This is a genomic window from Mesobacillus sp. (assembly GCF_049588175.1).
Taxonomy (GTDB): Bacteria; Bacillota; Bacilli; order Bacillales; family Cytobacillaceae; genus Mesobacillus.
In genome coordinates this window covers 1-6,357 of sequence record NZ_JBAVFI010000616.1, presented here as the reverse complement: position 1 = coordinate 6,357, position 6,357 = coordinate 1, and the positions used below count along the sequence as shown (strand labels likewise).

The window sequence follows — 6,357 nt, the reverse complement described above, 5'->3', positions numbered from 1 at the left end:
TCATGATGTTAAATTCATAAAAACCTACTTTTGGCCGGTCAGATAGATTCAGCTGCACTCCCTCGTCTTCATGGTTTACAGGACCCCTGAAATCTGCTTCGCCAATTTTATCATGGTAATCCAGGTCATAGAGACCGACGATCTGCATATGAGAATGCGCAATCGTACCTCCTGATAGAGGTCCATGATTTTTAAAGAGAATGACCGAACGAAAATCCCCCGATGCTTCCATCCTCATCCAATGTCGAATCGCAAAGTCCAGAAGCCTATTTAAATGATCTGCTGAATACAGTGAGAACTCCTCGTCACAAACATCGGTTTCGACTAATACCGTCTGGAAAGCATTCTCCAGGACAGGAAACTTATTTTTCAGCAACAGAATCGGTCCTTCTTCATCGATGATCCCCGTCAGTTCATCTCTGGCACAAAATGGACAGCTCTGGTTTTTATTGCGGATATTCTCAGGCTTCTGCACGCCGATCGATGTATTGAAAAACAAATGCGTATTATTGTTCATTTCCCCCACCTGCTTATCATATCGTTTTCTACTATTGTATTAGAAATTACAGGAAATATCGATTTTTTATCACTGCACCATAATTTGAGGGCATAGCCAAGGAGGATGACTCATAGGGTTGTAGTGGACAAAGTTATTTCTTTTTTGGGAGCTATATTGATATTTAATCAGATAGAGGATTTTACGATTTTCTATCGAAATGCCTGTTTAGATTTTCAGAAAATGTAACATTGCGGAAAATGGAATCAATGTCACACCTACAATTTTGAAAAGTGAGGATTTCTGTATGCTATCAAAACTTGAAGCGTTTATATTAGGACTGATTCAGGGGCTGACTGAGTTTTTGCCAATCAGCAGTACTGGGCATCTTTATCTTGGCAGGAACCTGTTTGGACTGGAGGAAGCCGGTCTCCTGCTCGATACAATGCTTCACGTTGGAACGCTGCTGGCAGTATTTGTTTTTTACAAAAGTGAATTCATCAAGATCCTGAAGAATCCTTTTGGGAAAATGACATTCCTTCTTGTCGTTGGGACGCTGCCTGCTGTCGTGGTGGGGTTATTGTTTGAGGATTACTTTGATGAAATATCAAAAACAGGTGTGACGATTGGCTGGGAATTCCTCATTACCGGAGCTTTCTTATGGTTCGCTGATTCAATTAAAAATGGCCGCAAGAAAATGGATGACATAAGCTATAAAGATGCCTTTATTATCGGTACGTTTCAGGCTGTGGCAATCTTTCCGGCGATTTCCCGTTCAGGCTTAACGATTGTGGCTGCGTTATGGAGAAAGCTTGACCGTGAAACAGCTGCCTATTTCTCCTTCCTGCTGTCCACACCAGCTATTTTAGGAGGCATTATTCTCCAGTCAAAGAATCTATTCACCGGTGGCAGTGAGACCATTTCTCTTCAGGCTTTGCTCATCGGAATTCTCTCCTCCGCTATTTTTGGATATATAGCAGTGAAATGGATGATTGGCTATTTGAAAAGTCATTCATTGAAGCCTTTTGCCGTTTATGTATCGCTAATGGGGATTGTCGTTTTGTATTTTCAATTCACTGGGCAGTTTTAGTGAAGCTGATCCAGCTTTCGTTGAGGATCCATTCATTTTGGTAGCGATATAAGAAATAAAGATTTGGTTAGATTATTTTATTGGCGAAATTGCGTGACCTATTAGCGGAAAACGAATTATTTTGGCAGTATTAACAATTAATTTGGCGATGTTCACAATTAATTAGGCGGTTTAATCTTAATTTGGCGATGTTCACAATTAATTTGGCGGTTTTCACAATTATTTTGGCGGAGTTCACATTTATTTTGGCGAACTGGAAATTCTTTTCGATTTTTTCCAAATGAAAAATCAGCAGCCAACTTAAAAGATGAAATATAAAAATGCACACCGTAAATGGTGTGCATTTTTACTTTTAAATCTTTAGCAGCCGCCTTCGTTCCCCATCAGGACCAATCCTTCTCGGTACTCATCGTATTCCAGCGACAAACCTTCTGTATAGTCGACGATATGGGATTCAATCGCAACTTGGATTTCATTAATAACTGTTACATGATCATCTTCTTCCGGCTCTTCCAGAGCCAGACCAATCTGCGGGCCTCCTCAGCCATAGCCGCCGAAGTAGACGCGAATACCATTAGCTTTACGCTCAGCGAGAATATCTTTAAGAATGTCGCGAGCCTTATCTGAAATTTGCATTCTCCCGTTTCCTTTCTTTATTAAATCTTGTCTATTGCTTAGTTTACCATGGTATGAATCAGAAATACACAATACTGCCCGGAGTATTATGTGAAGGTTGAATTTGGAAAAAATGCATCATTCGCTAAAAATTTTCAATATTCTACCTAAATTGTGAACAGATTATGATAAACTGATGTTGAAACTAAACAAAACTTAACAAAACCAAACAATTGTCACATCTATCTACTAAATATTCTATTATATTTAGTTTAAGAAGGAAAGGAGGGAATCTTTTGCAAATTTACACTCCGGATGAAATCGCTTCCATGCTAAAAATCTCAAAACATACAGTATACGAAATGATTAAGCGCGGCGATCTTGCTGCTTTTAAAGTCGGCAATAAAATGCGAATCGAAGAAAGCGAGTTTACAAGATTTAAAGAAAGCATGACAGCTCCAAATAAGCGGCAGACAGAGCTCCAAAATACTGTCCAGCAGACAATTCAGCTTGCTGGGAGCCATGATTTCCTTGTCGAGCATCTCGTAAAATACACAGCTTCCGAAGGAACAGGCTTGTCGATTACGCCCTCATACATAGGCAGCCTTGAAGGATTGATGATGCTATACAGGGGCAGTGCTGACATCGCAGCGATCCACTTGCTCGACCCAGTATCACAGCAATACAACCTTCCCTTTATCCGGCAGTTGTTTGTCCATGAGCCGATTACAGTCATGAGGCTAGCTTCTAGGGAACAGGGCTTGATTGTAGCAAAGGGAAATCCAAAGAAAATCAGCGGGATTAAGGATCTGACACGGAAAGACGTCACCATTGTCAACCGGCAAAAAGGTGCGGGAACTCGCTTCCTGCTCGACTCCTTTTTAGCAGAAGAGAACCTGCAGCCCTCTGATGTGAAGGGTTATGATGATGAGGAATGGAATCATCTCGGAGCGGCTGCCCATGTCAGCAGGGGAACGGCTGATGCGGCTTTCGGCATTAAGTGTGCGGCAACCCAGCTCGGATTGGATTTCATTCCATTGGCTAAGGAACAGTTTGACCTTGTATTACGATGGACACCGGATAACAAAAAAGCTTTGCAGCATTTGATCGATCTTATCCATTTTACTAATTTCAAAGAGAGCATCCTGGAGCTTGATGGCTATGATGCTGAAGATTTCGGAAAAATCATTTATGGAAACCAATTAACGGAGGCATGAAAATGAAATTCAAACGTTTTATCTCCCTTTTACTTGTACTTATGTTCGCTTTTATTACGGGCTGTTCTTCTACAAAAGAAACAGAACAAAAGTCAGCTGCAGTACCTGAGAAAACAGAAAACGCTGCTGACTTGATACTTGCAACAACAACAAGCACGCAAGACAGCGGACTGCTTGATGTCTTGATTCCAGAGTTCGAAAAGAACAACAATTACAATGTTAAAACCATTGCTGTAGGAACAGGACAGGCTTTGGAAATGGGAACACGCGGAGAAGCGGATGTCCTTCTTGTTCACGCTCCTGAAGCAGAACAAAAAATCGTTGACAGCGGCGATGCCATCAACCGCCAGAAGGTGATGTACAACGATTTTATCCTAGTAGGTCCTGCTGAGGATCCAGCTAAAGTGAAAGGTCTGACAGTTCCGGAAGCTCTTAAGAAGATGATTGAATCAAAAGCTACTTTCGTTTCTCGCGCCGATGATTCCGGAACACATAAAAAAGAGCTTGAGCTATGGAAGATATCTTCACTTGATCCTAAAACCCTTGAAGCTGCCTATATTGAAGCTGGACAAGGGATGGGTGCTACACTTCAGATTGCATCTGAGAAACAAGGCTACACTTTGACAGACCGTGCTACCTTCCTTGCTCAGCAAAAAAACATGCCTGATACAGCGATTTTGGTAGAAGGTGACGAAAGCCTTCTAAATATTTATCACGTCATGCAGGTTAACAACGAAAAACATGATAAAGTGAATGCAGAGGGTGCAAAAGCATTTGTCGAGTTTATGATCAATGATGACACTAAAAAATTAATTAAGGAATTCGGTGTGGACAAGTATGGAGAGCCACTCTTCTTCCTTTTTAAAGAATAATAGAAAGTGCTGATTGCAGATGGAACTATTATTAGATGGATTAAAAAAAGCGATAGAGATGATCCTGTCGGGTGACCGTGAGATCCTTGAAATCACGCTGCTGACTCTCCGGGTTTCAATAACGGCAGTCCTTATTAGCACACTGATCGGCCTGCCAGCCGGCATGCTGCTTGGACTTGCCAGGTTTCCTGGCAGGAGGTTTATCCTTGCCTTGATCAATATAGGCATGGGCCTCCCTCCTGTCGTTGCAGGGCTTTGGATTACGCTTTTCCTGTGGCGGTCTGGCCCGCTTGGAGATCTTGCCTGGCTTTACACTCCAACTGCCATCATCATGGCCCAAATATTAGTTTCCCTGCCGATTGTCACCGCGTTAACTAGTACGGCTTTCCAGCAAATCAATCCAAAAATGATTTTGCAGGTAAAAGCATTTGGGGCGACAAAGCTTCAGCTCTATTGGATTTTAATGAAGGAGGTTAAGCTTGCCATCCTTGCCGCGATCATCGCCGGCTTTGGCAGAGTGATTGCCGAGGTGGGTGCAGCGATGATGGTCGGCGGCAACATCAGCGGCGAAACAAGGATTTTGACCACCACTATTGTTATGGAGGTTTCGAAGGGTAACTTTGATGTCGCGTTAGCCCTATCGTTCATCCTGATGACATTGGCGTTCATCATTACTTTTTGCTTAACTTATTTACAGCAAAGGAAGCGAAGCCTATGACCCCTCTTATCACAGTTAAAAATCTAGAGGCGAGAGCCGGAAAAAAAGTGCTCCTTTCCATCCCCCATTTCGAGATTCAAGAGGGTGAAGTTCTGGGAATCATGGGTCCTAATGGTGCCGGGAAAAGTACATTCATAAAAGCCCTGTCACTTTTGGAGCAGCCTGCACAGGGTGAGATCTTTTTAAAAGAAAAAGATATTACGAATGACCTGACAATTGAGATTAGGAGAAAGTTCGCTGTTGCGATGCAGCAGCCGCTGCTCCTTGATACAACAGTCTTTCAAAATGTTGCGATTGGCCTGAAGCTGCGAAAGCTTCCCCGCCAGGAAATCAAAAATAAGGTTTTGTACTGGCTCGAAAAATTTCAGATCAGCCATCTGGCAAAAAAGCATGCTCATCATCTATCAGGCGGCGAGGCCCAGCGCGTGAACCTTGCCAGGGCAATGGTGCTGGAGCCTGAGGTCCTATTCCTGGACGAACCCTTCTCTGCCCTTGATTTTCCTACCAAGGTGCAATTATTGAAGGATATTAAAACCATCATTCATCAGACAAAAACGACAACTGTGTTTGTCAGCCATGATCTTATGGAGCTAAAATACTTAGCTGATACACTGGCGATCCTGATGGATGGTGAACTAAAACAAAGTGGCCCGACAGCAGAAGTGCTTTCATCCCCCAACACTTCCGCAGCACCATTTATAAATGAATGGAAAAGCCTTCTCAGTTAGTTTTTATGCAGCATGGTAATGTGAACCATGCTGTTTTTATTTATTTTTTAAAAGGAGATTCCATTGTTTTGTCAAATTGTTACTTTATAAAACTTTTTAAAAGGAGTCATCAACGATGGAACTGGATATGGATTTTACAACACATAAAAAAATGGCGATCGACTTATTTAACCTTACTTGGGATTTGATTGAAAAACAGGATCGGACGGAAGCTGAGAATGACACGATGGTTTATGCAGCGAACGCTTCTCGATACCATTGGGGAATTGTTGGGTCACCACTGAATTTTGCCAGAGGAGAATGGCAGATTTCCAGAGTTTATGCGATTCTAGATAGAGCGGAACCCGCACTGCATCATGCAAATAAATCATTAAAGCTTTGCCTGGAGCACGACTTGGGCGACTTTGACCTTGGGTTTGCTTATGAAGCATTAGCTCGGGCGAACGCAGTGAAAGGCAATCTGGCTGAACAGGAACGGAATATCGAATTGGCGCTTGAAACAGCTGAAAAAGTTGATAAAGAAGAAAATAAAAACTGGCTATTAAAGAATATCGATGCTGTCAGCACCGGTGTAATACCGGTTTAGATATTGAGGGGTGTTAAGATGAAATATGCTGTCAT

The 6,357-nt window shown here is 42.3% G+C and carries 7 protein-coding genes; 6 read left to right on the top strand and 1 reads right to left on the bottom strand.

Translation table 11 applies throughout. The features are described 5' to 3' along the window. The coding region (locus tag WB217_RS14960; RefSeq protein ID WP_423994042.1) for a DUF4931 domain-containing protein at positions 1–517 on the bottom strand (517 nt) is incomplete at its 3' end. A gap of 286 nt (positions 518–803) precedes the next feature. Here WB217_RS14960 and WB217_RS14955 point away from each other — a divergent pair. The 6 genes from WB217_RS14955 to WB217_RS14930 all read left to right on the top strand — a co-directional run bounded on the left by WB217_RS14955 (position 804) and on the right by WB217_RS14930 (position 6,322). Next, positions 804–1,586, top strand: a complete 783-nt coding sequence (locus tag WB217_RS14955) for an undecaprenyl-diphosphate phosphatase (RefSeq protein WP_423994040.1) — start codon at positions 804–806, stop codon at positions 1,584–1,586. 911 nt (positions 1,587–2,497) lie between these two features. Then, positions 2,498–3,418 (top strand): substrate-binding domain-containing protein, encoded by a 921-nt coding sequence (locus tag WB217_RS14950; RefSeq protein WP_423994039.1) that lies wholly within the window; start codon positions 2,498–2,500, stop codon positions 3,416–3,418. 2 nt (positions 3,419–3,420) lie between these two features. After that, positions 3,421–4,290 carry a substrate-binding domain-containing protein gene (locus WB217_RS14945; RefSeq protein WP_423994038.1) on the top strand — a complete coding sequence of 290 codons (870 nt, stop codon included), beginning with the start codon at positions 3,421–3,423 and terminating at the stop codon, positions 4,288–4,290. A 19-nt stretch (positions 4,291–4,309) separates the two neighbouring features. Next, entirely contained in the window at positions 4,310–5,008 is a 699-nt protein-coding gene (locus WB217_RS14940) for an ABC transporter permease (RefSeq protein WP_423994037.1), read from the top strand. After that, complete coding sequence (locus tag WB217_RS14935; RefSeq protein WP_423994035.1) at positions 5,005–5,736, top strand: ABC transporter ATP-binding protein; 732 nt, start codon at positions 5,005–5,007, stop codon at positions 5,734–5,736. Before WB217_RS14940 ends, WB217_RS14935 begins: the two co-directional genes overlap by 4 nt. Before the next feature lie 115 nt (positions 5,737–5,851). Next, positions 5,852–6,322 carry a hypothetical protein gene (locus WB217_RS14930; RefSeq protein WP_423994033.1) on the top strand — a complete coding sequence of 157 codons (471 nt, stop codon included), beginning with the start codon at positions 5,852–5,854 and terminating at the stop codon, positions 6,320–6,322. Positions 6,323–6,357 lie beyond the last annotated feature (35 nt).

What these genes read in the sequence shown, in the direction of transcription:
- WB217_RS14955 (WP_423994040.1), top strand. Translation starts at nt 804, where the DNA reads ATGCTATCAAAACTTGAAGCGTTTATATTAGGACTGATTCAGGGGCTG.
- WB217_RS14945 (WP_423994038.1), top strand. Translation starts at nt 3,421, where the DNA reads ATGAAATTCAAACGTTTTATCTCCCTTTTACTTGTACTTATGTTCGCT.
- WB217_RS14940 (WP_423994037.1), top strand. Translation starts at nt 4,310, where the DNA reads ATGGAACTATTATTAGATGGATTAAAAAAAGCGATAGAGATGATCCTG.
- WB217_RS14935 (WP_423994035.1), top strand. Translation starts at nt 5,005, where the DNA reads ATGACCCCTCTTATCACAGTTAAAAATCTAGAGGCGAGAGCCGGAAAA.
- WB217_RS14930 (WP_423994033.1), top strand. Translation starts at nt 5,852, where the DNA reads ATGGAACTGGATATGGATTTTACAACACATAAAAAAATGGCGATCGAC.